20 protein-coding genes and 3 pseudogenes are annotated in these 24,252 nt (G+C 67.0%); 12 read left to right on the forward strand and 11 right to left on the reverse strand.

Going from position 1 to position 24,252, the window contains the following annotated elements; translation table 11 throughout:
- Window positions 1–1,492 precede the first annotated feature (1,492 nt).
- The 4 genes and pseudogenes from AC07EJ_RS45165 to AC07EJ_RS45180 all read right to left on the reverse strand — a co-directional run bounded on the left by AC07EJ_RS45165 (window position 1,493) and on the right by AC07EJ_RS45180 (window position 6,736).
- Window positions 1,493–2,694: pseudogene (locus tag AC07EJ_RS45165) on the reverse strand (glycoside hydrolase family 1 protein).
- A gap of 79 nt (window positions 2,695–2,773) precedes the next feature.
- Window positions 2,774–4,132, reverse strand: coding sequence for an MFS transporter (locus AC07EJ_RS45170; RefSeq protein ID WP_389490833.1), 1,359 nt, complete (start codon window positions 4,130–4,132; stop codon window positions 2,774–2,776).
- A 271-nt stretch (window positions 4,133–4,403) separates the two neighbouring features.
- The gene (locus AC07EJ_RS45175) at window positions 4,404–6,170 is read right to left on the reverse strand and encodes a sulfatase-like hydrolase/transferase (RefSeq protein ID WP_389490831.1); all 1,767 of its coding nucleotides are present in this window, start codon (window positions 6,168–6,170) and stop codon (window positions 4,404–4,406) included.
- On the reverse strand, window positions 6,167–6,736 hold the full coding sequence (locus AC07EJ_RS45180) for a helix-turn-helix transcriptional regulator (RefSeq protein WP_389490829.1): 570 nt from the start codon (window positions 6,734–6,736) through the stop codon (window positions 6,167–6,169). The genes AC07EJ_RS45175 and AC07EJ_RS45180 overlap by 4 nt, the downstream gene beginning before the upstream one ends.
- Before the next feature lie 55 nt (window positions 6,737–6,791).
- Here AC07EJ_RS45180 and AC07EJ_RS45185 point away from each other — a divergent pair, with 55 nt between their 5' ends.
- Entirely contained in the window at window positions 6,792–7,721 is a 930-nt protein-coding gene (locus AC07EJ_RS45185; RefSeq protein ID WP_478886462.1) for a formylglycine-generating enzyme family protein, read from the forward strand.
- Window positions 7,722–7,730: 9 nt separating this feature from the next.
- On the opposite strand, the gene AC07EJ_RS45190 is transcribed toward AC07EJ_RS45185, so the two are convergent.
- Entirely contained in the window at window positions 7,731–8,309 is a 579-nt protein-coding gene (locus AC07EJ_RS45190) for a TetR/AcrR family transcriptional regulator (RefSeq protein WP_478886463.1), read from the reverse strand.
- Between the two features lie 452 nt (window positions 8,310–8,761).
- On the opposite strand from AC07EJ_RS45190, the gene AC07EJ_RS45195 reads away from it, so the two are divergent.
- Both AC07EJ_RS45195 and AC07EJ_RS45200 read left to right on the forward strand, forming a co-directional pair.
- A complete protein-coding gene (locus tag AC07EJ_RS45195; protein ID WP_478886464.1) occupies window positions 8,762–11,077 on the forward strand; it encodes a beta-glucosidase in 2,316 nt (771 codons plus the stop codon).
- 328 nt (window positions 11,078–11,405) lie between these two features.
- Window positions 11,406–11,765, forward strand: coding sequence for an anti-sigma factor domain-containing protein (locus AC07EJ_RS45200; protein ID WP_478886465.1), 360 nt, complete (start codon window positions 11,406–11,408; stop codon window positions 11,763–11,765).
- 160 nt (window positions 11,766–11,925) lie between these two features.
- Here AC07EJ_RS45200 and AC07EJ_RS45205 read toward each other — a convergent pair whose 3' ends face one another.
- Window positions 11,926–12,330, reverse strand: coding sequence for a DUF6303 family protein (locus AC07EJ_RS45205; protein WP_389490820.1), 405 nt, complete (start codon window positions 12,328–12,330; stop codon window positions 11,926–11,928).
- 235 nt (window positions 12,331–12,565) lie between these two features.
- Window positions 12,566–12,976, reverse strand: coding sequence for an ATP-binding protein (locus AC07EJ_RS45210; protein WP_389490819.1), 411 nt, complete (start codon window positions 12,974–12,976; stop codon window positions 12,566–12,568).
- A gap of 361 nt (window positions 12,977–13,337) precedes the next feature.
- Here AC07EJ_RS45210 and AC07EJ_RS45215 point away from each other — a divergent pair, with 361 nt between their 5' ends.
- The 6 genes from AC07EJ_RS45215 (at window position 13,338) to AC07EJ_RS45240 (ending at window position 18,459) form a co-directional block, all read left to right on the forward strand.
- Window positions 13,338–13,703, forward strand: a complete 366-nt coding sequence (locus AC07EJ_RS45215; protein WP_478886466.1) for a PRC-barrel domain containing protein — start codon at window positions 13,338–13,340, stop codon at window positions 13,701–13,703.
- 274 nt (window positions 13,704–13,977) lie between these two features.
- Window positions 13,978–14,394, forward strand: a complete 417-nt coding sequence (locus AC07EJ_RS45220) for an ATP-binding protein (RefSeq protein ID WP_393588152.1) — start codon at window positions 13,978–13,980, stop codon at window positions 14,392–14,394.
- Between the two features lie 48 nt (window positions 14,395–14,442).
- A complete protein-coding gene (locus tag AC07EJ_RS45225; RefSeq protein WP_478886467.1) occupies window positions 14,443–14,874 on the forward strand; it encodes a DUF3662 domain-containing protein in 432 nt (143 codons plus the stop codon).
- A 125-nt stretch (window positions 14,875–14,999) separates the two neighbouring features.
- The gene (locus tag AC07EJ_RS45230; RefSeq protein ID WP_478886468.1) at window positions 15,000–15,911 is read left to right on the forward strand and encodes an RNA polymerase sigma factor SigF; all 912 of its coding nucleotides are present in this window, start codon (window positions 15,000–15,002) and stop codon (window positions 15,909–15,911) included.
- A 50-nt stretch (window positions 15,912–15,961) separates the two neighbouring features.
- Window positions 15,962–16,579: an SDR family NAD(P)-dependent oxidoreductase gene (locus AC07EJ_RS45235; RefSeq protein ID WP_478886469.1), complete on the forward strand. Its 618-nt coding sequence runs from the start codon at window positions 15,962–15,964 to the stop codon at window positions 16,577–16,579.
- Between the two features lie 647 nt (window positions 16,580–17,226).
- On the forward strand, window positions 17,227–18,459 hold the full coding sequence (locus tag AC07EJ_RS45240; protein ID WP_478886470.1) for a diacylglycerol/lipid kinase family protein: 1,233 nt from the start codon (window positions 17,227–17,229) through the stop codon (window positions 18,457–18,459).
- Window positions 18,460–18,563: 104 nt separating this feature from the next.
- Here AC07EJ_RS45240 and AC07EJ_RS45245 read toward each other — a convergent pair whose 3' ends face one another.
- The 3 genes and pseudogenes from AC07EJ_RS45245 to AC07EJ_RS45255 all read right to left on the reverse strand — a co-directional run bounded on the left by AC07EJ_RS45245 (window position 18,564) and on the right by AC07EJ_RS45255 (window position 20,284).
- Entirely contained in the window at window positions 18,564–19,289 is a 726-nt protein-coding gene (locus tag AC07EJ_RS45245; RefSeq protein WP_478886471.1) for a DUF1206 domain-containing protein, read from the reverse strand.
- Between the two features lie 166 nt (window positions 19,290–19,455).
- Window positions 19,456–19,715: pseudogene (locus AC07EJ_RS45250) on the reverse strand (ISAzo13-like element transposase-related protein); the annotation flags it as partial.
- Entirely contained in the window at window positions 19,673–20,284 is a 612-nt protein-coding gene (locus AC07EJ_RS45255) for an SUKH-4 family immunity protein (protein WP_389490811.1), read from the reverse strand. The pseudogene AC07EJ_RS45250 and the gene AC07EJ_RS45255, both read right to left, overlap by 43 nt.
- A gap of 268 nt (window positions 20,285–20,552) precedes the next feature.
- Here AC07EJ_RS45255 and AC07EJ_RS45260 point away from each other — a divergent pair, with 268 nt between their 5' ends.
- Window positions 20,553–21,074 carry a CbrC family protein gene (locus tag AC07EJ_RS45260; protein ID WP_478886472.1) on the forward strand — a complete coding sequence of 174 codons (522 nt, stop codon included), beginning with the start codon at window positions 20,553–20,555 and terminating at the stop codon, window positions 21,072–21,074.
- Window positions 21,075–21,220: 146 nt separating this feature from the next.
- A pseudogene (locus tag AC07EJ_RS45265) lies at window positions 21,221–21,646 on the forward strand (transposase family protein); the annotation flags it as partial.
- A 7-nt stretch (window positions 21,647–21,653) separates the two neighbouring features.
- Here AC07EJ_RS45265 and AC07EJ_RS45270 read toward each other — a convergent pair.
- Window positions 21,654–23,162 (reverse strand): DUF4246 domain-containing protein, encoded by a 1,509-nt coding sequence (locus AC07EJ_RS45270; RefSeq protein WP_389490806.1) that lies wholly within the window; start codon window positions 23,160–23,162, stop codon window positions 21,654–21,656.
- Window positions 23,163–23,671: 509 nt separating this feature from the next.
- Here AC07EJ_RS45270 and AC07EJ_RS45275 point away from each other — a divergent pair.
- On the forward strand, window positions 23,672–24,160 hold the full coding sequence (locus AC07EJ_RS45275) for a GNAT family N-acetyltransferase (protein ID WP_389490804.1): 489 nt from the start codon (window positions 23,672–23,674) through the stop codon (window positions 24,158–24,160).
- Window positions 24,161–24,252: the final 92 nt, after the last annotated feature.

Raw genomic sequence — 24,252 nt, forward strand, 5'->3', positions numbered from 1 at the left:
GGGCCACGTCGCCGTAGGACCAGCCCTGCTGCTCCAGCCGGCTCTTCACCAATTCCTGCAGTGCGTTGGCCACGAGATCGATTCTTCCTGCTAGCAAGGCGGTTGAGCAAACACTCTTGAACGGCTTGCCATCAGGTGCTACAGGAACCGGTGTCCAATGTCGTTGGGCACTCTGTCCGGCGGCACCACGACCACTGGGTTCAACGCTTCGCGGCCTGGTCCGTCACGCCCGCCGCCCTCGCTTCGCTGCCGGCCGCGTCACGTCCGGCGCCCTCGCACCAGCCCATTCCCTCTGTCCTCGGGTGATCTCAGCCCGGCGGTTGCGGTAGTTGAGTATCGGCAGCGCGCCCCTGTGCAGCGTCGACTCCAGGCGCGCGACCGGTTCTGGCGATGCGAAGGCCGGCCCCCCTTGCTCCCCGGTAGGCTCATTTTCTTCACGCCAGACTCACCAAATGCGCACATGTGTCGACGTGTGGGTGCCGGCAACCGGTGTCACCCGCTACACGACCTGTCAGCCGTTGTTGTTGTCGGTGCGGGAATCGTCGGCTCCTCATGCCGACGCGAGGCCACCGACCGCATCCTGATCACGGGTGAACGACTTGGGGACCCTTGTTCCGGCAGCGACTCCAACCGGCGCCCCTGCGCCATAGCAAGGTTCCTGGCCTGCTCAACGGTCCACGCGGCGGTGGGGTGGGCGATGACGCCGGCGAGGTGGGCGCGGCGGATGCCGTGTTCGATGTAGATCAGGGCGTACAGGCGCTTGAGCGAGATGGTGTCCAGGTGCAGGAAGTCGGCGGCGATGATGCCGTGGGCCTGGGCGGTCAGGAACTGCCGCCAGGTGGGGCCGGAGCGCTGCGGCGCGGGGTTGATGCCGGCTGCGTGGAGGATCTCCCAGACTGTGGGCGGGGTGATCGGGTAGCTGAGGCGGGCGAGTTCGCCGTGTATCCGGCGCTGGCCCCAGCTGCTGTTCTCCCGGGCCAGGCGCAGGATGAGCTGTTTAACGGCGGGCGCGGTGGAGGGTCTGCCGGGGCGGCGGTGCCGGGTGAATGTCCGTTTCCTGGCGATGAGTTGGCGGCGTCAGGCCAGGAGTGTGGTGGGGGGTGACCGTGAAGGTCTGGCGCCGGCGCTCGTGCGGGACGAACCGCGAGAGCGTGGCGAGCCAGATCCGGTCTGCGGGTTCGTGGCGGACGAGGGCGATCTGACGGCGCAGCACCGCGTTCTCGTGCCGTAACGCGAGGAATCTCTGCGTCCTTGGCCACGCGGCTGCGGAGTACGGCAGAGGGCACGGTGATCAGATTCCGGACCAGCGTGGTAACGATCGACAGCGACATCGAAGGATCATCCCGGGCGCCATTGAGGCTGTTGCCCCGCGTGGAGAAGCTCAGGCCAGAGCCGGAATCGTATTTCCGAGCGGGACAGGCAGGGTCCTGCCGGTGTTGGCAGGGCCCCCGGACGGGCAGCTACATCGCCGCTGCAGCGGCTCGTGCCGGTGTCACTCTTCCCTCAAGGTCAGGATGCGACGGCGTCCCATGGCGCCCAGCCAGGCCGCCGAGGGCTTGGGTGTGCGGGTGAAGGTTTCGCGGTCGACTGCGATCAGTCCGAAAGTGGGTGCGTAGCGACCCCACTCGTAGTTGTCCAGGGCGCTCCAGTGGAAGTAGCCGCGGACATCGATGCCGTCGTCCATGGCGCTGATGAGGGATTCCAGAGCCTGTGAGGTGTACTGGACGCGGCGGGCGTCGTCGGCGGTGGCGATGCCATTCTCTGTGACGATCAGCGGGACGCCGGGGGCCAGCGCGGCACTGTCACGCACGGCTTGGCCCAGAGCCTGAGGGTAGAACTCCCAGCCTGAGAGAGTCCTTTCGGCATCCTCGGGGACGGGCAGGACACCATCCGGGCCGATGCGGGTGCGGGTGTAGGCCTGCACGCCGAGCCAGTCGTCGCCGCGGGCCGCCTCCAGGAAGACGTCCTCCCACTGGCGCCGGACGGGCGCGGCGGCCTCCTCCGCCCCGGGGAGGGGCTGGTATGCCTGATTGGCCACAGACCATCCTGTACGCACGTGCGGGGCGCAGGACTTGACTGTTTCGACGGCGCGCGCGTGGGCCCGTATCAACGCCTCGGACGTGGCACCGTCCGGCTGGGGCATCCCGGTCGTGGGCAGTGGCTCGCCGGAGAGGTGGGCACGTTGGACGGCGGCCATCACGGCGACCATGTTCGGCTCATTGATGGTGCACGCGTGTTCCACGCCGGTGGCGTAGACGGGCGCTGCTGCCGTGAGATAGCGGGAGAAGAGGTCGTCCGAGCCGCCGGCTGCCCAGCGCCGCGTTCCGTGAACCACCGAGGTGCGGTGAAGTGGTGCAGCGTCACCAGGGGCCGTAGTCCTCGTTCGCGCGCGCCTTCGACCATGCGACGGTAGTGGGCGATCGCGGCTTGGGAGAATTCCCCGGGCGCGGGTTCGATGCGCGCCCACTCGACGCTGAACCGGTAGTCGGTGAAGCCCAGTTCGGACAGTAGGTCCATGTCCTCGCGCCAGCGGTGGTAGCTGTCGCAGGCGTCGCCGCTGGGCTCCTTGATGAACGGCGTCTGCATGTGCTCGAACTGCCACCAGTCGCTGTTGGTGTTTCCGCCCTCGATCTGGTGCGCGGAGGTGGAGGCGCCCCAGAGGAAGCCGTCGGGCAGGTGGCGTGCGTGTGCCATGGGTCGATTCACATTTCGTCGAGAGAGCGGGAGGGGGAGGTGGCGCGACTGCGGGCGTGGTGAGACCTCGGGAAGTGGGTCAGCGAGGGTCGGCGAGGACGTCCCTGCGACGGGTGTCCAGCTCCTCCTGGACGCGTGCCGTGTCCACCGCGTACGGCCGGTAGAGCAGCGTGAGGAACAGGCCGTTCACCAGCATCAGTACGACGAGGACCCAGAGGAACACCACGCGCAGGCCGACCGTGTCGGCGAGGAAGCCCGCGCCGAGGCTGTAGCCGGCCCAGGCGATCGCCTCGGCGATGGAGGCGTACAACGCGAAGGCCGCGCCCCGGAGTTCGGGTGGCGTGATGGCCATGACCATCGGCCGGTTGATGCTGGGGTTCATCCCCTGCGCCGTGCCGATCAGGGCGAAGAGGGCGCCGAACACAAGGATGCTGTCGTATCGGAACTGAGTGCCGAAGTAGGCGAAGACGGCGAAGACGAACTGGGCTGCCTGGAGGACCGCGACCGGTCCGGAGCGAGGGTTGCGGCGGGACACCCGGTCGACGGCGAAGCCGCCCAGGAGAGTGCCGAGGAAGTAGCCGACGCCGAACGGAAGAATGACGAGCGAGGCCCGCTGTGTACTGAAGCCGTACACGTCCACCAGGAACACCACGCCGAACGTGCCCACCAGCAGGTGTCCGGAGAGCAGACGCGAGACGAGCAGGATGACCAGGCTGCGGATCTTGAGGAGTGAGAACGCCTTGTCCCAGGAGAGCTTCGAGACGGCCTCCCTGGTCGTCCGGTCGAGGTCGGCAAGCTGCTGCTCGGAGGCTCCCCGGCCCGGGTCGCGGAACCAGATCAGCAGGGCGATCCCGAGCAGGATGTTGAAACCGCCGATGCCCCACAGCCCCCAGCGCCAGCCCTCGTCCACCCCGGCGAGCTGTCCCTTGAGCGGCCCGATCACCGCGCCGGCCAGGGAGATCGCCCCGTACACGAACCCGATCGCGCGGCCTCGGGACGAGCTGCCGAAGAGGTCGCCGATGAGCTCGGTGATGATCGGGTTCGCGGCGGCGTAGCCGGCCGCCAATACGGTGTAGAGGACCAGGAGTTGGGTGAAGTTCTGCGAGAAGCCGGCTGCCACGCCCCACAGGCCCCACAGCCCGGTGGCCACGACGAGCACGCTCTTGCGTGACCAGCGTTGGGCCGCCCACACCCAGAACGGGCCGGTGAACACCCCCACGATCTTGCTGGCTGCCGTGAGGGTGCCCAGGGCGCCGAGCGAGACGCCGAGGGACTGCCTTATGAGCGGGAACAGGCTGCTGACCAGGCTGGCCTCGGTGCTGTCGACCAGCATGGTGCCGCCGAGCAGGGAGAGCTGGCGCCAGCGTCCCTTGACCTGTACGGGTGTTCCTGGAGAGCCCACGACGGATTGCGCGGGGCCCCTGCTGAGCTCGGGCATCGTGCTTTCTCGATTCTCTGCGGTCAAGCAGCGAGCAGACGGAAGCAGCCCGCCGACCGAAGAGGGCCGCGACCTTGGCGGGCGGGTGGGGCAGTAATGGGCGACGACAGCTGCAGACATCCGTGAGAGGAGTCGGGCGAGGTCCGGCCGGAAATGGAGGCCGGGGCGGGAGGGCCGATGGGGCAGGTGTCCTGCCGGCGGCGTGGCGTGCCAGAGCCGCATGGTTGATGCATGAGGTGGGTCCGCTCGCCGCGTATCACCCGGCTCGCGGTCAGAGCTTCGCGAGATCCTCGGCGACCCGGCGCAGTGCGTCGGTGGGGATCATTGCGCCTGCCATCGCGGCGACATCGATCAGCGGGGTCGCTCCGACCACCTGGAGCAGTTCGGAGTCGGCGACACCGGGCAGGTGGGTGCGCAGGACTTCGATGCCGAAGGGATCGGAGACCAGGGCCTGGATCGGCGTGCGCAGTGAGAGGCGGCCCTGTGGGTAGTCCTCGGGACGCGGCAGCGGCTCAGCCGCCAGCGCAGCCTGGGCGCGCTGCGATCTGACCAGCAGGTGGCTGTCGGTCACCGGTCCCTCTGCGGGCAGCCCGAGGCGTTCGTACTGGCTGGGCGGTGCGTCGTTGGCCCGCATCAGGTCGACCATCAGGGAGGCCATGCGCAGTTCCGCGGCGTCGTCTACGAGTGGGGTGTGTTGCTCGGGGTCGTTCTCCAGGTCGAAGAGGAGCGTGCCGTGGTGGTACGGATTGAGGAGGGCCCGGCCCGGTACGCGCACGGTGCGGACGTTCTTGGTGAAGGAGAACGGGTCGGCCAGTTCCAGGTCGGCGAGCTCGGCGGGGGAGAAGCGGCCGCGCATGTGCGTGGGCATCAAGGTGTGTTCGTGCAGAGGGGAGTTGGAGGGTGCCGCGGGGGCGCGCATGTACACGTAGCGGCCGTCGGTGACGTTGACGTGCCCGCCGTGGATACCGAAGAGCCCGGCCTCCCGAGCGGGTATGTCCTCGGCGATAGGGAGGGGGGAGCCCTGCATGTCGCCGGGGCGGTCGACGCCGAAGAACTCCAGGAAGGTCGGCGCCAGGTCGACGGTCTGTACGAGTGCCTCGCGGCGCGCACCGGCGGCTGCCGTGCGTGGGTCCCAGGCGAAGAGCGGCAGGTGGACGAGTTCGTTGAACCAGGGCTGGACGCTCTTGCCCCACCAGCCCTTCTCCCCGAGCAGCAGTCCGTGGTCGGTGTTGACGACGAGCAGGGTGTCCTCCCACAGGCCCAGTTCGTCCATGGTGTCCAGGACACGACCCAGCGAGTGGTCGCACATGGACAGCAGCGCCGCGTATTCCAGCCGTCCGTGGTCGATCTGTTCGTCCGTCTCCACGACGCGTTTGTAGTCGGGCCAGTCGAAGTGCGGGCCTTCGTAGTCGTGCGGGTAGAGATCCTTGTACCTCTGAGGGCTGAAGAAGGGCTCGTGCGGGTCGAAGGTCTCGATCTGGACGAACCACCGGTCGGCTTCCCGGTTGGTGCGGATGAACTCAAGGCCCGCGTCGAAGGTGAGGGTCTGGGAGTGCCGGTCCTCGGTGGCCATGTGCGGCCGGTTGACCCAGTACTGCCGGTAGCCCTCGCCGAACCGCACCTTCTTGAGGTCCTCGGGTATGGGTGGCTCGGCGACCTGCCCCTTCCAGGGGTCGCCCTCCTGGCCGCGGAAGAACTCCCAGGTGTGGTAGCGGCCATGGTAGGTCGCACCGCCGTCCTCCCAGTAGTGCGGGTGGTCGCTGACCAAGTGGGTGTAGACGCCGTTCTGCTTGAGCAGTTCGGGCATGGAGTCGTCGAACGGCTCCAGTGGGCCCCAACTGCGGTGCAGGAAGTTGTGGCGCCCGGTGTGCAGTTCCCGGCGGGCGGGCATGCAGGGCATGGAGCCGGCGTACGCGTTGTCGAACGTCACGGCCCGTGCGGCGAGCCGGGCGAAGTTCGGGGCGTGCGTCCAGTCACCACCGTACGGCGGCAGCATGTGTCGGTTGAGGCTGTCGAACATCACCATGATGGCTTTCATCCGGTGGTCTTCCCTCCCGTGAGTCGGTGCAAAGACTTCTCCAGCCAGTCGACCCAGTAGTCCATCGCTCCCGCGCCCAGCCGGTGCAGGGACTCGTGGACCTCCCGGTCAACCTCCTGGTCCAGGCCGGGCGCCGGGTCCTCGTAGAGCAGGGTGCGGTCCCGGTTGCGGTTCTTGGCGATCTGGGCCCGGCGATAGGCGAGCTCGGTCCTGAGCAGTTCGACGGCGGCCTCCCGGTCGAGTGGTGCCGTCACGCTGAAGCGGGCGGTGAAGTCGATGTCCTGGAGTCGGGTCGAGGGCTCGTACGGTGAACGAATCCACTCCCTCAGGGCGTGGTGGCCGCGCTCCGTGAGCCGGTACACCTTGGCGTCCGGGCGGCCCTCGCGTACGTCTGTCTCGTGCCGGATCCACCCCTGGGTCTCCAACTGGGCGAGTTTTCGGTAGATCTGACTGTGGTGTGCCTTGGCCCACAGAAACTGACCCTCCGTCTCCAGCCACTTGCGCAGCTCATAGCCGTCGTAGGGGCGGCGAGCCAGCAGACCCAGCAGCACGTACTCGAACTTCATGTGCCCGACTTTCTATGTGCGTTCTCACCTATGTGTGAATTCATATACTCAAGAGATGGAGGCGTCAATGGATTGCTGCACATCGACATCCCGGCTCGCCCCTGCCGGCCCGCCACCCGAGCCGGCCGCACACCAGCCTGCACACCCTGAGGTGCGGCTGTCCGCAGGCGCGTTCCGGATGGGGGACGCCTTCGGTGAGGGGTATCCGGCGGACGGGGAACGACCTGTCCACGCAGTACGTGTCGCCCCGTTCACCATCGACGTCACCACGGTCACAGTGGCGATGTTCCGCGTCTTCGTGGAGGAGAGCGGGTACGTCACCGGGGCCGAACGGGAAGGGAGCTCGGCTGTCTTCCACCTGGCGGTGGCCGCGAGCCGGGGGGACGTCGCGGTGGCCGATCCTGCCGTCCCGTGGTGGCTCGATGTCCGGGGCGCCGACTGGCGGCATCCGCACGGCCCCCTGTCCGACGCGGAGGACGACCACCCCGTGGTGCACGTCACCTGGGACGACGCCGCGGCCTACTGCACGTGGGCGGGACGGCGCCTGCCGACGGAGGCCGAGTGGGAGTACGCGGCCCGCGGGGGCGTCGAAGGCAGGCGGTTCCCTTGGGGTGACGAACTGCTGTCGGACGGCGAGTGGCGTTGCAACATCTGGCAAGGCCGCTTCCCGTACGTGAACACCGGCGCCGACGGCTGGCTCGCCACCGCGCCCGTACGCACCTACCCGCCCAACGGATTTGGCCTGCACGAGGTCGCCGGGAACGTCTGGGAGTGGTGCGCCGACTGGTTCGACCCGGACTACTACGCGCAGTCACCCGAGGCCGACCCCCGCGGGCCGCGGAGCGGGAACCGCAGGGTGATGCGGGGCGGCTCCTACCTATGCCACCACTCCTACTGCCACCGCTATCGCGTGGCCGCCCGGTCGGCCAACACGCCGGCTTCCAGCAGCGGGAACTGTGGATTCAGAACGGCGTCGGCCAGATGAAGCGGACACTCAGCCGGTGAGCGTCCGCCAGATGCGGCGGACGTGGCCGGCCATGTCGACCGCAGGGTCGCTCAGCCACTGGAGCATGATGCCGTCGGACGAGGCGATGAGCGCGGAGGCGGTGAAGTCCGGATCGACAGCGGCGCCGACGCGGCCTTCGTCCGCCTCGGCGGCCAGGTGCTCGGCGATGGCCGTTCGCAGCAGGTGGAAGCGTTCCTCGAAGTAGGCGTGCGCCGGGTGAGCCGCGTCCGTGGCGGCGGCCGCCAGAGTGACGTACAGCCGGGCGCGGGCCGCGTTGGCCGCGGTCGCCGTCAGCGCTTGGGCCAGGAATTCGCCCGGGTCCTGAGCGGTGTCAGGTGAGTAGAAGCGGATCTTCGCCGCTCGGTCGCTGGCGCGCAGGACTTCCGTGAGCAGGTGGTCCTTGGAGTCGAAGTAGTGCATCAGACCCGTGAGGCTGATGCCGCTCTCCACGGCAACCGCCCGTAGTGTCGTGTTCCGCTCGCCCTCCCTGCCGAAGATCTCCAGCGTGACCCGGAGGATCTCCTCGCGCTTGGCCGCGCCCTTGGCGTACGAGTTCTTCGCTGTCACAGGGCCAGCCTATGGGGCGTGCTTGATCGGAGAGGGCCGCCCCTTGCCAGCAAAAACAGTACGACGTACTGTTTCTCGGCATCGGGCCACTCGCGGCCAACGGAACCCGAGTGGGCGGCCCCCGGAAGGCCACGTCCGGGCAAGACCCGTCGAGCGACCCGGCGCCCTGCCGGGACGGTCCCCCAGCGCTTGACCGCCGGTTCGGGCATCCGGGGGAGAACTCCGTTGGTGAGCGTCGTGGGCGCCGCCTTCTCTTCCCCGTAGCCGCCTGCTCGGATGTCCCTCTTCCACGACCAGAGCGCCATCAGCATCGCAACCGCCCTGCCGCAAGCACGTACACCGGCCCTCCCGGTGGCCGGGACGACGGACTGGGCGGCCACCGGGCGCGCCTCCGCATCACGTCCCCCGGCTCACCCAGCGGGGTCCCTGACCGCACCACCAAGGAGCTCAAAGTGACCGACGCGCCGAAGCCGATCTCCGCCACTCCTGGAGCCGCGCAGGAAGCGGCGGCCCGGCTGACCCTTGACGAGAAGGCCGCCCTGACAACCGGCGCGAGCTGGTGGGCCACCGGAGCCTTCCCGCATGCCGGAATCCCGGAGATGCGCCTCTCGGACGGGCCGCACGGACTGCGCCTGCAGGATGACGAGCGGGCCGACCACCTCGGCATCAACGGCAGCGCCCCCGCAACCTGCTTCCCGCCCGCCGTCACACTGGCGAGCAGCTGGGACGCCGACCTGGCCGAGCGCGTCGGTCGCGCACTCGGCCGCGAGTGTCTCGCGCACGGCGTGCACGTCCTGCTCGGCCCGGGAATCAACATCAAGCGCAGCCCCCTGTGCGGCCGCAACTTCGAGTACTTCTCCGAAGACCCGTTCCTCAGCGGCGTACTGGGCACAGCCTGGGTCAAGGGCCTTCAGGCCCAGGGCGTCGGCGCCTCCCTCAAGCACTTCGCCGCCAACAACCAGGAGAACGGCCGCATGTCGGTCAGCTCCGACATCGACCCCCGCGCCCTGCGCGAGATCTACCTGCCTGCCTTCCGCCGTGTGGTCACCGAGGCCCAACCCTGGACGGTGATGTGCGCCTACAACCGCCTCAACGGCGTCCACTCCTCGGAGAATCACTGGCTCCTCACCGACCTGCTGCGCGACGAATGGGGATACGAAGGCGTCGTCGTCTCGGACTGGGGCGCCGTCCTCGACCGGGCCCGCTCTCTCGCCGCCGGTCTCGACCTGGAAATGCCCTACTCCTCCGGCCTGGGCCCCGCCCGGCTGGTCGATGCGGTCAACTCCGGTGAACTCGACGAGAAGACCCTGGACGTGAGCGCCGCCCGCGTCGCTGAACTGGCTCTGAAGGTGACGGCCCACGCCGATCCCGATGCCGGCTACGACCGGGACGCCCACCATGCTCTGGCCCGCGAGGCAGCCACCCGCGGAGCCGTACTGCTGAAGAACGACAACGAATTGCTGCCGCTGGACCCGAGGGCGGACATCCGTATCGCGGTGCTCGGTGAGTTCGCCCGCACGCCCCGCTACCAGGGTGCGGGCAGCTCGAAGGTCACCCCCACCCGGCTGGACGACGCACTCACCGCGCTGGCCCTCGCCGCACCCTCCGCCCGAATCGACTTCGCTCCCGGGTTCCCCGTCGACGACCCGGAGGGCGACCTGGCAGCACTGCGGGATGAAGCTGTGCGCACCGCGCGGGCAGCGGACGTGGTCCTCCTCTTCCTCGGACTCCCGACGAGCTTCGAATCCGAGGGTTACGACCGCGATCACCTCGAACTACCGGCTGCACAGACCGAGTTGCTGGCCGCGGTGACAGAGGCCAACCCGAACACGGTCGTGATCCTCGCCAACGGCGGTGTCGTCCGCCTCGCCGGCTGGATCGACCGCGTGCCCGCCGTCCTGGAGGGCTGGCTCCTCGGCCAGGCCGGCGGCACCGCCACCGCCGACCTCCTCTTCGGAACGGCCAACCCGTCAGGACGCCTGGCCGAAACCATCCCGCTGCGCCTCGCCGACACCCCCGCCTTCGCCGACTGGCCCGGAGAGAGGGGTCACGCGCGATATGGCGAGGGAATCTTCGTCGGATACCGCCACTACGACACACGCGACCTGGAGGTTTCCTACCCCTTCGGCCACGGGCTTTCGTACACCACCTTCGAGTACACCAACCTGCGGGTGACCTCAGGCGACGCCGGTCTCGACGTCACCGTGTCGATCACCAACACGGGCCCGCGCGCGGGACACGAGGTCGTGCAGGCGTACACCCGTGCTCCCGGCTCACAAATACGCCGACCTGTAAGGGAGTTGAGGGCATTCGCCGCCGTACCCCTCGCTCCGGACGAGACCCGCGACGTCACCCTCCATATCGCCCGCGCGGACCTCGCCCACTTCGACATCGGCGCCGACGCCTGGCTCGTCGAAGGGCTCGACTACGGCATCGAAGTCGGCGCCTCCAGCCGGGACATCCGTGTCACCACGTCTGTCACGATCGATGGGGACACGCCCACCGACGTCCTGAGCGCCGACTCGACCATCGGCGAGTGGCGCGCGCACCCCGTCGGCGGGCCCGCCGTCGAGCGTCTTTTGGACCGCGTGCGGAAGGCCATGGGCGACGCGTACCCGCAGAAGGGCAGTCCCCGGTACCGGATGATCACCGGCATGAGGCTCAGCCAGCTCGCCAAACTGCCGATCGTGCCGTTGGGCTTTGACGACATCGAAGCTCTCCTCGCGGTCGTTCGGCACGAGCCCGTGAGGTCCTTGCGCGACGCCTGACGAGTACGGGGCAGGGGCCGCGAGCCGATCTCCCGTGGTAAGCAATCGCCGCGACAGCCGCGGTGCGAAGGGCGGTGCCGTCGGGGGACCACCCCACCGGTGCTCGTCGACATGCGAGCAGGAACGACAGCTCCTGACGACTGCTTAGGACGTCTACTGGATCTTGGCTGCGGCGAGGGTCATGAATGCGCGGACGGACTGGCGAGCGGCATCGGTCCTGGCGTCCAAATCGGCGCGGCCGGTGGCCCGGTGCACGTCGCTGGCCGCCGTGAAAGTCGTCTCGGCCTGGTTGAGGACTGTGCTGCCCGGCAGGTGGAGGGTGAGCCCGTTGCGCCTGCTGGCGAGCTTGCTCCGCTTCCTGGTGCTGCCAGGTCGCCACGCCGCCGAGGGCCGCGGCCACGAGGCAGGTGGCCGTGCGGGCCGTGGTTCGCGACGTGGCGCAGTCCGAGGAAGTGACACATCAGGCCCGGGCCAGCGCCGAGAAGGCGGCAAGGTCTACGAACTCTGGTTCAACGACAACGGCACCATGCGGCCCGCGGGACTCCTCGACCGGGACCAGAGCAACCAGATCGCGCTCATGGATGGGGCAGTCGACAAGGCCACCGGCATGGGCATCACCGTAGAACCCTCAGGCGGATCCAAGACTCCCACCCTGCCACCTGTCGGCCTGATCGAATTTCCCGCCTGACGCTCGTCAAGAGTCGGTCCTGTCGAGCACCTGGGTCCCAGCCAGTCGCAAATCATGGGGGCTGGGATCCAGGTCCGTCGCCACCGGCGGCACGGGTGCGCCGCCGGCTGTGCAGCTTTGCCTGGTCACAGGGGAGGGCATGACGCGAAGGCCACGGTTTTCATTCGATCTCCGGCATACCGATGGGCTGAACTTCGGTGTGTGCCATCAGTTGTACGGTTGTGTGGTCGCCGTCTTGGCACTCGGCCCACTCCCAGTAGTGGCAATCGGATCCGGGGCCCGTCTGGACGTAGCCCAGGTCTGTGAGGGCCTGTCCGCGTGCGCGCAGGGTGGGGGCTTCGGCGCCGGGCAGGTTCGTCGAGGGCCACTCATCGGCCGGGACCCCGTACAGGACCACCGCGATCTCCCAGTTCGCGTCCCCTGGAGAGCGGGTCAATTGGGCGCGGGTGAAGTGGCCCTGGGCGGTCGGGTCCGTTTGAGGCCCTGGCAGTTCGGGCCGCGGGTCGAGGACGTCTGCCATGGCGTCGTGGGGATCGGGGAGCGGCACAGGGGATTCGGAATTCACGAGTTCTCCTCACAGCAGGTTCATGGTCGTGTGCCAGTAGTCCCCGCCGATGGGGCATGGTGGCGCGACCTTGTGGATCGTCGACCAGTGGATGCGAGCCCGCTCTCGGGCGATATTTTGAACACGAGTGCAGGGTCAGTTCTCAGGCGAGCAGTTCGCCGCCCTGTGCCTCACAGCCAAGTACCGGACCGGGCAAGGACTCGGCAGGCAGGATCTGCGGTCGTGGGATCGCTGCTCAGCGGGGGAGTGTGGCATGGATCGATTTGCCGCCGCCGGGCTGGGGGTAGATGGTGAGCGTTCGGGCCAGGCGGCGGATCATTGGCCAGCCAATCCCTCCAGCGCCGCCGGACAGGTCGGTACTGCGGTCCTGGGGATGGGCCGGGCTGGGATCGTCGACGGTGACGTGGATGTGCCGCCGGTCGGCGCTCAGATGAAGTGCCGTTACGGTGCCTGCGTGGCGCCTGGCGTTGGTGACGAGTTCTGAGACCAGCAGGAGCAGGTCCTGGGCGGTCGGTGTCGGTGGGGTGGGGTGGAGACAGGCGAGGAAACAGCTCGCCGCGTCACGGGCGTCGGTCGCTTTCTGTGGGCGGCTGAGTGCCTCGGCCGGGTAGGCATGGTGGTCTTCGACCGTTGGCGGGTGCTGCATGGGCTTCACCCCTCGGGAGGACTTCGGTGCGGCTGCCGTTACACAGCGCATCTACCCCGCGGGAGCGCGGTGAAAATGGTGCGTCTTCCGTTGGGTGGTTCGGAGCCGTCGCCAGCGGTCGTACGTGGAGGTGAATTCGCAGGTAGGCGGTTTGTGAAGACTTTTAGCGGTGTGCTCAGTCCGGGCCGAGGTGGAACTCGTGTGGCCTACCGAAGAGTGCTTGGTTGTATGACGGTCAGTTACCTGGGTACGGGGGAGTGGTGAGCGGAGGCCATTCCGCGGCGGGCAGCCGACGTCAATGTCGCAGTCGGCTCCACGGCCCCGCCAATGGCGAACAATGCCGAGAGAAAGGAACCACCTCATGCAGAGCGTCTGGGCCTACCCGGCAGGTATCGGCTATCAGGGGCAGGAGCAGGCGGCGTTGACGGGATTCACCCTCACAGCGCCGGACGGGATAGTCGGCCAGGTGGAACGTCAGGTGGATGAGGCCGGTATGCAACACCTGGTCGTCGACACCGGTGTATGGGTGTTCGGCAAAAGCCTCCTCATCCCGGCCGGCATCGTTGTCGCCATCGACACGGGTGCCCAGACCGTGGCGGTCACTCACACCAGGGACGAGATCAAGGCCGCGCCCCGCTTCACCCTCGACAGCCAGACCACCGAGCCCGCCTACCTCGCCGAAGTGGGCAACTACTACACCACGTTGGAACGGCCGGCGCTTCTGTGACGCACGCGGCGCACGGCATGTGCTGCTGCCGCGTGATGGCTGCCGCCCTTCGAGGTGCCTGGGCACAGGGCTTCTTTGGAAGGCGGGATGCCCGCCTCGCCAGGACGCGCCGGTCCCGCGATGGCGGCCCTCCCGGCCGCCTGTGGCCCAGCTGAGCGATTCAGTGGTGAGTTCCGAAGTCCGCAACAGGAACAGCGCCGACGTTAACGGTCGTCAAGTGGGGGCAGAAGGACCGGTGCTGTCAGATCAGCTTCTTCACCACGGGGGTTCGGGCATGAGTCAGCAGCCATGGGAGACCGGGGAGAGTGGGTCCGACGACAGCCAACGGCCGGTGCCGCGTCCGATCACAGCGGCTCAAGCGCGTCATGCTACGCATGAGTTCTTTTCCGGCCTGATCCCCGCTCCCTCTCAGGAGAGGGTCGAGAACGCTGTTGTCGTGGTTTCTGAACTCGTCGCGAATGCGTTCCGGCACGCGGGAGGCGTGACCGGACTTCATCTGGCCGCGGATCGTGACGTCGTGGAGATCGCCGTGCGCGATCCCTGCCCCGCGTTCCCGCGTGAACGTCCCCCTGACCTTGACGGCTGCGAGGGCGGCTTCGGATGGCCCCTGATTCGGATGCTCGCGCGTACTGTCACCGTGCGTCTCTCCCACAGCGGCGGCAAGGTCATCAGCGCTGTCCTCGATCGCTGACGGCCGGCACCGGACCGCGTCAGACGCACTCTCCTCGGCGCAACCCCTATGGCCGCACATGATCCGGATGAGGTCGTGCAGCCGTCGGCGATGGGAAAGATGGCTAATGTCGAAAGAGTGATGGAGAAGTGGGCCACAGACCTGGTGGACCGGGTCTTCCGGCCGAAGCGGGAGAGCGTGGAGGTCGTGTCGACGCTCCGGCGCGAATGCGACGACAACATCATGGTTCTGGGACGGGGACGTACTCTCGTTCCCAACGCGTTCACCGTCGCGCCCCCTCAGGTGAGTCATCGTCAACTCGACTCTCATGCACATAAGTTGGGGCCGGTCTTGGCCGCGAAGGTGAAGGATCACGCCGCCGCGCACAGCTACGTCTTCGCCGGGCCGGTGACAGTCACACTGGAGCCCGACCCGACGCTGGACACGGGGGGATATCGCATCCAGAGCTCGATCGTTCCGGCCCGGACCGGCCCCCGCTGACTACTGGTCGATCACAGCCAGGAACCTGCCGACCTGCGTATGGGGGCAAAACTCTTGCTGTAGTGACGCATGGTGACGTCATGTCCGGGCAGGTGGTGGGCTTGAACCGATCCGGGAGTGTGGTCATGACAGTCCAGTCGCAGGCGAGGGACGCGGAGGGCACGAAGCACGTCCAGGCGTTGGAATCGGCACAGCTGGAGACGCAGGCCGATGTCGGTGAGCTGCCCTGGATCGAGGATGCGGGGAAGGTCGCTCCGAAGGACGCGCGGAAACTGTCGAAGCTGTTCTTCGACCAGCTTCAGCTCCTGGAAGAGGGCACCCGTGAGCATCAGTACGCCCGGAACACACTCATTGAGATGAACCTGTCGCTCGTACGATTCGCCGGGCGCCGGTTCATGAACCGTGGCGACCGTGACATGGAGGACATCGTCCAGGTCGGAACCATCGGTCTGATCAAGGCGATCGACCGGTTCGACCTGTCCCGCGAGGTCGAGTTCTCCACCTTCGCCATTCCGTACGTCGTCGGTGAGATCAAGCGGTACTTCCGCGACACGACCTGGGCGGTCCACGTGCCCCGGCGGCTCCAGGAGCTGCGGGTCGACATCGCCAAGGCCAAGGAAGAACTCGCAGTCGTCCTCGACCGTGACCCCACGGTCAAGGAAGTCGCCGAGCACTTGGAACTGAGCGAGGACGAGGTCATCGAGGGCGTCGTCGCCGCGAACGGCTATACCGCCGACTCGCTGGACATGCCCGCCGACGCCGGCGAGGCGGGACACGCCCAGGCTCAGGGCCGTACGATGGCCGACTTCATCGGTGAGCCCGACCCCGGCATGGAGACCGTCGAGGACTTGCACTGCCTGCATCCTCTTCTGGGCAGCCTTACCGACCGGGAGCGCCACATCATCGAGATGCGGTTCCGGCAGGAGATGACCCAGAGCCAGATCGGCGAGGTGCTCGGTGTCTCCCAGATGCAGGTCTCCCGCCTCCTGAGCCGCACACTCGCCAAACTGCGGACCGGCATGCTTGCCGACGACTGATCCTCGTCATTCAGCGTGATCCGCTCGCGCGCATCGCGCACTGTTCGCGGTTGCACCGTCAGCGCTGGGCCGGCCGGACTCGGCCAGTACCGACACCGGATGGGTCCCAGAACACCTGCGCCGCCGCGCTCGGCGGACTGGATGCGGTCGTCACGGCGTTCGGTGTGGTCGCGTTCGGAGCCACGCCGACGGTTGGCGATGCCACTGCGGAACACCTGATGGCGGTCAACGCCCTTGCACCAGCAGCATTCCTGCGTGCGGCACTCGCCATCGTGAAGCCCGGCGGAGCGATCGCCGCGGTATCCGGCGTGGTGGCGGAGCACCCGCAGCCGGCGATGGCCGACTACAGCGCGTCCAAGGCCGCTCTGAGCGCCTGGCTCGACGCCGTCCGCCGAGAGACGCGTACCGTCGGGGTCCAGGTCCTCGACGTCAGGTTCGGGTACTTGGACACCGATTTTGCCGACCGCGCAGTAGAGGGCATCGCGCCACCGATGCCAGCAGGAGGCGACGTGAACCAGGCAGTGCGAGCGGTGGCGGATGCCCTGGAGAGCGGCGCTGAGCTCGTACACCCTGGGCCCGACGGGAGATCGGTTGTCCACCAGCGCGCCAGGTACCCAGAACCCGTCAGACCGAGCGCTCCCGAAGACACGGGGCGCTCGCCGCCGTGAACAGCTCCTTTCGTGTGGCCATCTGCTGGTACCGACCACGTCATCCGCCCTGTTCGGGCAGGGAGCGGAGCAGAACGGTGATCCAGGGCCAGGTCGTGGCCAGCGCCCGTCGTCGGAGCCAGAACCGACACCCGCCCAAGTCCGACGCCATCGCGAGACTGCAGTACCGAGCAGCTGACCGCCCCCGTACTTCCTGTACCTGAATCATCTCGTCGAACGGTCGAGTCAGTCGCCGATAGGGTGAGGCGGCGCTGCGGTCCAGTCCGGTCGCGCGCAGCGGACCCTAGGTGCAGAGGTGTAGCGAGCACATGAAGCGACCTGGACGGCTGTGGAAGATGCCCGGAACGGGCGGCCGGTTGGCCGGGGTCCTCGCCAGGAGTCGTGCTGTGAGGGGGAACTCGGCGACGGACCTGCTGCGCAGCGCTGCGGGGCACGATGCGGTGTGGCTTGCCGCCGCTACCGTACTCGGGATGTCAGGCGGCAGGAGTGCCCGTAGGGCCGCGCTGCGCGGCATCGGCTCCGTGGCGATCGTCGTGGCGATCGATCGCGCGCTGGCCAAACCAGCTGCCCGAAGCACGCGCCCTGTCCTGGGCGCGCGCCCTGGGATCTTTCCCCGCCCGAGCACCGATTCCCTGCCCTCAAGTCCGATGACGTCGGCCGCCGCTTTCGCGTCCGGGGTTGTCCTGGAGTCGCCCCGCTACGGGCTCGCGGTGCTGCCGTTCGCCGCAGGACTGACCTACGTACGCGGCCGTGAAGGTCTCGACCACCGAGGCCGCGCGGCGATGAGCGTCATCGTAGGCATGGGTGCCGCACTGCTCACCTGCCGCTGGTGGCCGGTGAAGCCGGAGGCCGCGGCCGCCGCAGCTCCTCCCCGCAGGCCGGCACCGGCGCTCGTGGCCGGCAAGGGTCTGCATCTGGTGGTCAATCCGTCGTCGGGCATCTCCTGGAGCCAGGACACCGCCGAGACCCTGCGCACCATGCTTCCCGAGGCCACGATCACCATATTCGAGCCAGGCGACGACCTCGTAGCACTGCTCGACGAAGCGGCGATGCGCGCCGTCGCCGACGGTGGTGCGCTGGGAGTGTGTGGTGGGGACGGCACCGTCAACGCGGGCAGTGCGACGGCGGCCCGCCATCACATTCCCCTGGCTGTCTTCCCTGGCGGTACGTTCAACCATTTCGCCGTGGACCTCGGCAACCAGACGCTGGAGGACGTGGCCCGCGCCATTCGGGCGGGCGACGCGGTCACCGCCGACGTGGGTCGGGCATCGTCACCCAAGAGCCCCCGCACGCGCCACGAGACGGGTGCTCCGGACGGTTCACCCGACGACTCGGCCGGCGTCTTCCCGAGCGGTGGAGAACAGCAACTCTTCCTCAACACGTTCAGCATCGGGGTGTACTCGGAACTCGTCCATGCCAGGGAACGCATGGAGAAGCGCATCGGCAAATGGCCCGCGCTGGCCGTGGGCCTGACGAAGGTCCTGGCCACAGGCACCCCGCTCTCAGTGGTCATCAACGGCCGCCCCCGCAGCATATGGCTGCTCTTCGCGGGTAACGGGATCTACCACCCGGCCGGCTTCGCCCCGACCTACCGCACCCAGCTCGACGACGGGCTCCTCGACGTCCGTGCGGTGGAGGCTGGTACCCCACTGGCCCGCACGCGGCTGCTCCTCGCCGTCCTGACCGGGACCCTGCACAACTCCCGGGTGCTGACGACAGCGCAGGTGCGTCGGCTGGACCTGGAGGTGCTGCAAGGCGAACCGCACTTCGCCTACGACGGCGAGGTCACGGACGCCACCTACCGGCGCTTGGTCCTCGACAAGATACCCAAGGCCGTCACCTTGTACCGCCCCGCTGACCAGGACCAGTGGCTGCGCTGACACCAGACACCAAACGCAGGAAGGCGGCGGGGGCGACGGGATGATTCCGTCGCCCCCGATGCCCCCGATGCCCTCGCGCACCGGGTGTGCCGCGTTCGCGTCTGTCAGAGCTTGCGCCAGCGGGCGTTGGCCCAGGAGAAGACACCGAAGGCCATGAGGCCGAGCGCTATCAGCGCCAGCACCCAGCGACCGGCCGGAACGTCGGCGAAGAAACGCAGGGTGTTGTCCATGCCCTTGGCTTTGCCAGGCTTGTGCTGGACGGCAGCCGCAATCGCGAAGGTACCCGCGGCAGCGAAGACGACGCCACGGACCGCACCGCCGAAGATCCCGACGAAGCCGACAGTCTTACGCACCCTCTTGGACATCTCGGATACCCTCAGGCGCTTCTGGAACTTGCGCATGAGTGCCCTGACAGCGATCCACACACCGGCACTGACAACTCCGGCGCCGGCGATCCACTGCCCGCCGGGCCATTCCAGTACCTTCGCCGTGACGTCCCGGGAACTCCTGTCAGAGTTTCCACTTCCACTGCCCTTGTCCCCGGCCGCGTAGGACAGCACGGAGTACGAGACAAATCCGTAGAAGAGGCAACGGCCCGCGGCCATCGTCCTCTTACTCGCCTTCCGGCCGCCGGGCCCCGCCTGCCCGACGGCCGCTTCGGTCAGCCGCCACAAGGCCATCCCCGCCAGGCCTGTTCCGAGCAGCCACAGCAGTACGGTGCCGAAGGGCCTGTGGGCCATCTCGGCAATCGCGCCACCCCGATCCGCCTGCCCGCCTCGGCTGTTGGACAAGGCGATCCGCAAGGAGAGGACGCCGATCAGTACGTAGATGACTCCGCGGGCGACGAAGCCCGCCCGGGCTCCCGCCGCGACCCCGTACTGTTCGCCGCGCGTCGGGCCTGCCCGCGTCCGCGCGCCATTGCCGCTCCACCAGTCATGTCATACCGAATGCCCCCGGCAGGCGAAGCAAATACATTGGGCCGACTACCGGCCCCGCGTCACCAATGCGGACGCCGGTCGGGTAGGCGTTGGTGTCGAGTGCGGGGCTTCCACCCGCAGTCCGGTGCGGGTGGTGGTCGACGCGATGGTCTGCAGGATGACTTCGTGGCTGATCAACGGGCGCCCGCGCCAGTTCATGGTGATGTGGGAGAAGAGCCGGTGCTCGATTTTGTTCCACTTCGATGTGCCCGGCGGCAGGTGACACACGGTGTTGGTCAGCCCGGTTTCGGCGGCGAGGTGGGCGAGTTCGAGTTTCCAGACATTCCGGCACCGATGTTGGTGATGATCTCGGCCCACTCATTGTGCTCGCCGCTGAACGGGTTGGGGTCCTGTGAGCCGACCTCGTCCTTGATGCTGTCCAGGGTCTCCTCGAGCTGCTCCATGTACTCATCGTCGTGGTCATAGTCCTCGGGCAGTCCTTGGACAATCTTCGTCAGCGCGGTGATGGTGTGCACGAGTGACGACAAGTGCTTGTGTAGCAGCACGGGGCGCATGATGCCCTCGGCGAGTTCGTACACTTCCCCGGACTGGGGGGCCATGACGATGGCACTGATCTCGAAGTTGCCCAGCACGATCCACTCGCTTGCGGTGGAAGGCAGGTCCCACTCGGTCGCGGCCTCGTCAGAGACCACGGGGCGGAAACGAGCGCCTGCGTCGGTGAACTTGGGGAAGGAGACAAACTCGTTCTCCGGGAGCCCGACCGTGGTGAGAAACGCGAGAGCTTCACCGCTGAATCCGGCAGCCTGGGCAGCTGCCTCGGGGACCTGGTGTACGTGTTCGGCGCCGAAGGTCTGAACGAGGTCGCCGTGAGAGAGGTCGAAGATCATGTGTTCCTGCCGTGGTCCGCTCAGCCGGCTTCGTTCACCTTCAGTGACAGCGTACGTCGACCAGTTTGAGCGGCGGTCAGCGATCTCTGGGGCGATAAGTCTTCACGAGTTTTGGTTCTGGCTGAACTTCCGTGATGCGAGCACGCTGAATCGATGCCGGAACCAGCTCCGCGTAATGGGTGGCAGGTTCGACCGGTCGCCGCCCGCGCTGACCGCTTGATCACGGGACTGCCTTACGAACAAACTGCACCAGTGAGTTCCGACCTGCCTGCCTGCCTTCCGCTACCACCCCGATCCGCTCGCCAGCGGGTCCATCCTCGAGAGCGCAGAGACATGCGCGTGCTGCAAGCGCGCCATGGGGTGGATCTACACCGCTACCTTCTACACCGCCCAAGACGTCATCGGACGCTTCTGCCCCTGGTGCATCGCAGACGGCAGCGCGGCTGAACGGTTCGACGGCGAGTTCACGGACTCCTACGGACTCGACGGCGTTAGCGAGGAGACCCTGCACGAGGTGACCCGCCGCACTCCCGGCTTCCACGCCTGGCAGGATCCGCGCTGGCTCGTTCACTGCCACGACGCGGCCGCCTTCATCAGCGAGGTTGGATACAGCGAACTATCGGCCCACCCCGAGGCCCTCGACCAGCTCAGGCAAGACCTGCGTATGGACGGCTGGCACGACGCGGCCCAACTGGAGCAGTTCCTGACCCACCTCGGTGAGGGGGCCACTGCCATGCTCTTTCGCTGCACCATCTGTGAAACCCACCTCGCCTACGCCGACGCCTCATAACCCACCGCCCAGCCGGCATCCCGCGAGATCGAACCGACGATCCCTTCAAAGGATCCACACTGCTGGCCCACGACGGTTGACCGGCGCTCTGCTGACAGAACTGTGGCTGCCGTCCAGCAGAGCGCCAAAAGGCCGTACTGGACTGTGTCAGGGCGGACGAGCCGTACTACTACTCTCAGAAACACAAGAAGCACGGCATGAACGTCCAGGTCATCGCACGGCCGGACGGAACCCCACCCTGATTCTTGCGTGCGACACCGGGGCGCACCGACGCCCTGACCGCAGCACGAGCCCACGGCATCGTCCAGGCGTGCCTGACCCGTCAGACCCTCGTGCTCGCGGACCGGGCCTATCAGGGAGTTGGCGCCACCGTTCGCACCTCCTACCAGCATCACCGCGAACAGCCCAAGCACTACCAGGACTTCAACCGTGATCACGCACAGCTGCGGGCTCCTGGAGAACGTGCCTTCGCGCAGCTGAAATCCTGGCGACTGCCCCGACGGGCCAGATGCCCCACCCGCCGCATCGGCACCATCGTCCACACCCTCCTGACCTACATGTATTCAGGGTAGAAGAGGTTCAGTGCTCGCAGAGGGAGAATTCTCGTTCGTAGAGCTGCTCGTTGTGTTCGTCGACGAAGAACTTGCGTTCCTGCATGAGTTGTTCGCGGTAATTCTTGGCCTGTTCAAGCGTCATGGTCGAGGTGTCAGACCATGGTTGCTGCGGTGGCACATCGGATGTCGAGACGATCTTTTCCGACGGGTCGACCAGGAAGAACGCGAGAATTTTGCGATATCCCGGGCGGGTGGGGTCCGTGAGGCGGAATGAGCCGACGCGGTGTTGCAGGACGTTCGGGAACGCCAGGCAGCGGCCCGCTGGGGTCGACGTCGATCCCAGCATCTGGTTCAGTGCGTCTTCGTTCTCCAGGCCGTAGACCTCACGCAGGCCGTTGTCGTCGTTCTGTTCGTAGTTTGGGTCGTCGAGTGCCGCCCGGAAACTCAGCTGGCTTTCGGTGATGTTTTCGCTGTCCCAGTAGTAGATGCCGGTCGAGACGATCCGCTCGTTCATCATCCCCTCGACATGCCAGGAACCGCCGGAGTATTCGGGCTTGTCCGGGGTGAGATGAATGGTGGCGAGCTTGACGATGACCTGGAGACGGCGGCCGCGCAGGTCGACTCGGGCGGATTCATCGGGCAACTCGGGCGGGGTGAAGGCCGGGGCGTCCGGGATGGCCGGGCGGCGGTTTTCCCACCAGTCGTCCTGGGCCTCTTCCCATGTACGGAGGGCTTCTGCGTAGGCCCCATCATCATTGTAGGAGGATTTGGGCGGATACTCCGGCTCTGAGTCGTACCACCCGTAAGGATCGGCCTCGATCCGCAGGGGCCGCGGATGGCGCAAATCGGTGAGCACGTTCTCCAGCAGCGGGCGCAGGCGCGCGAACAAGTCTGGTAGGACGGAGGCTAGTTCGCGATGAGTCTCGGGGTGGACGTTGTTGACGTACGAACAAAAGGCGACCTCGCCGTTGTCACTGACGTCGACGTCCGTGGGCAGCCACTGGAATTTCTCCGAGAATTCGTACCTCGAGTAGCGGTCTGTCGGGTTCTGCCAAGCCCTCTCGGGCGCACCGCTCACCTCTCTCACCAGGCAGAACAGTGAGGGATGAACCAGATCCCGTACCTGGCCGTCGGATCCGGGATGCCAGTCCTGTTCTGCTTCGGGGACCCGCTCCAGAACCCGAACCGCTTCGCGCAGCCGGGATCTGAGCTTGTCGTCGACCAGTGTGTCCGACTGCCACACCCCATCGACGGCGGACACCTCGACGCCGGTTCGTCCGTCCCGCAGTGCGGCGTAATGCAGGAGTTCGGCAAGCACGTAACGAACCTGTGCTTCGGTGAGGCCCTGAGCGACCGCCTCTTGCGTCCACCTGGCGACGATGTCGGCATCGTTCATCTTGTCGAACCACCCCGGCTTTGCCCGAATGAGTGAGCTGCACTGCATCATCTGAAGTTCCCGCAGCGTTCGGGGTGTCGCGAACGATATGGAGCGGGAAGCATGAAAGGGCAGCGGGAAAGCAGACAGGCCAGTCAATTCTCTTGGTCCTCCCAGTCGGTGTGCGGTGGCGGGAAGGATACTTCAGCAGACTGACACCGCAGCCGTGGTCCCTGTCATCGCTGTTCCGGGAGCCAGGGCTTCGACGTAGTCGCATGATGTCCGGGTGGCGCTCATTCGAGGCCGAGGAGTGCGAGGGGGAGGCGGGGGTTGCAGGCGTTGCGGCGCAGGCCTGCCGTGATGTCTTCACTCCAGCTGTGCGAAGGGCCCCGATGGCGAGTCTTGGAGCTTGAGCGGGTCTCGCTGTAGTTGACCTGTCACACCGTCATAGATGGTGAGAGAAGGGTGAGTCGGGTCCTGGACACAGGAAGCCTGCAGCCGTGGGTGATCATGACTGTTCTCTACGCAGCTAGGCCATGTTTTAGAAGTGGCTTCTGCGGTCTCGCCTAAGGCTTGTCCCGTAAACGATCTCTGTGGCGTGGTGGTTGGTTGGAAACCTGTCGGGAGGACGGTGGACGGCCACAGGTTGCTCGGGGACCATGGCCTGCATGCCAACGTGGACTATCAAGGCGGAGCCTGTCATTGGCGTGGGTGTCGATGAGGTGATGCGGGAGTACTTCACCGAGATGGGGCGGCGGGTGCTGGGGCGCCCAGGTACAGAGGCAGAGCTGCAAGCGGTGCTTGTTGAAGATCCTCACCATGTGCTCAGTCCGCCCGACGGCGAGTTTCTCGTTGCGCGCGGGGATGAGGGTGAGTTCCTGGGCTGCGCAGGGTTGCGGCTGCTCAGAGGTGCTCCTGAGACTGCGGAGCTCAAGCGGATGTTCGTGCGCCCCGCTGGGCGGGGAGCGGGGTTGGGCCGTGGCCTCCTCCTAGCCGTCGAACAATCAGCGAGGAGGCTGGGCGCTGCCCGGATCGTGTGCGAGACCAACACCCAACTCACTGAGGCACGGGCTTTGTACACCAGGCACGGCTACGAGGAAACCGGACCCTACAAAGGGCATGGCAAGGCGGATCACTGGTACGTCAAGGTCCTTTGAGGGGCCCTGCGCTTCTCGGACACCGGTGTTGAGGGTTCTCCTTATGCCGCTGCCTGCAACACCTCGTACTCGGCGTGGACTTCTGCGGGAGT

It is taken from the genome of Streptomyces sp. NPDC045026, assembly GCF_056432625.1.

Excerpts from the sequence above, each read along its gene's own strand:
- AC07EJ_RS45170 (WP_389490833.1), bottom strand. The coding sequence starts at position 4,132 with ATGCCCGAGCTCAGCAGGGGCCCCGCGCAATCCGTCGTGGGCTCTCCA.
- AC07EJ_RS45175 (WP_389490831.1), bottom strand. The coding sequence starts at position 6,170 with ATGAAAGCCATCATGGTGATGTTCGACAGCCTCAACCGACACATGCTG.
- AC07EJ_RS45180 (WP_389490829.1), bottom strand. The coding sequence starts at position 6,736 with ATGAAGTTCGAGTACGTGCTGCTGGGTCTGCTGGCTCGCCGCCCCTAC.
- AC07EJ_RS45185 (WP_478886462.1), top strand. The coding sequence starts at position 6,792 with ATGGAGGCGTCAATGGATTGCTGCACATCGACATCCCGGCTCGCCCCT.
- AC07EJ_RS45210 (WP_389490819.1), bottom strand. The coding sequence starts at position 12,976 with ATGCAGCACCCGCCAACGGTCGAAGACCACCATGCCTACCCGGCCGAG.
- AC07EJ_RS45215 (WP_478886466.1), top strand. The coding sequence starts at position 13,338 with ATGCAGAGCGTCTGGGCCTACCCGGCAGGTATCGGCTATCAGGGGCAG.
- AC07EJ_RS45220 (WP_393588152.1), top strand. The coding sequence starts at position 13,978 with ATGAGTCAGCAGCCATGGGAGACCGGGGAGAGTGGGTCCGACGACAGC.
- AC07EJ_RS45225 (WP_478886467.1), top strand. The coding sequence starts at position 14,443 with ATGGCCGCACATGATCCGGATGAGGTCGTGCAGCCGTCGGCGATGGGA.
- AC07EJ_RS45230 (WP_478886468.1), top strand. The coding sequence starts at position 15,000 with ATGACAGTCCAGTCGCAGGCGAGGGACGCGGAGGGCACGAAGCACGTC.
- AC07EJ_RS45240 (WP_478886470.1), top strand. The coding sequence starts at position 17,227 with ATGACGTCGGCCGCCGCTTTCGCGTCCGGGGTTGTCCTGGAGTCGCCC.
- AC07EJ_RS45255 (WP_389490811.1), bottom strand. The coding sequence starts at position 20,284 with ATGATCTTCGACCTCTCTCACGGCGACCTCGTTCAGACCTTCGGCGCC.
- AC07EJ_RS45275 (WP_389490804.1), top strand. The coding sequence starts at position 23,672 with ATGCCAACGTGGACTATCAAGGCGGAGCCTGTCATTGGCGTGGGTGTC.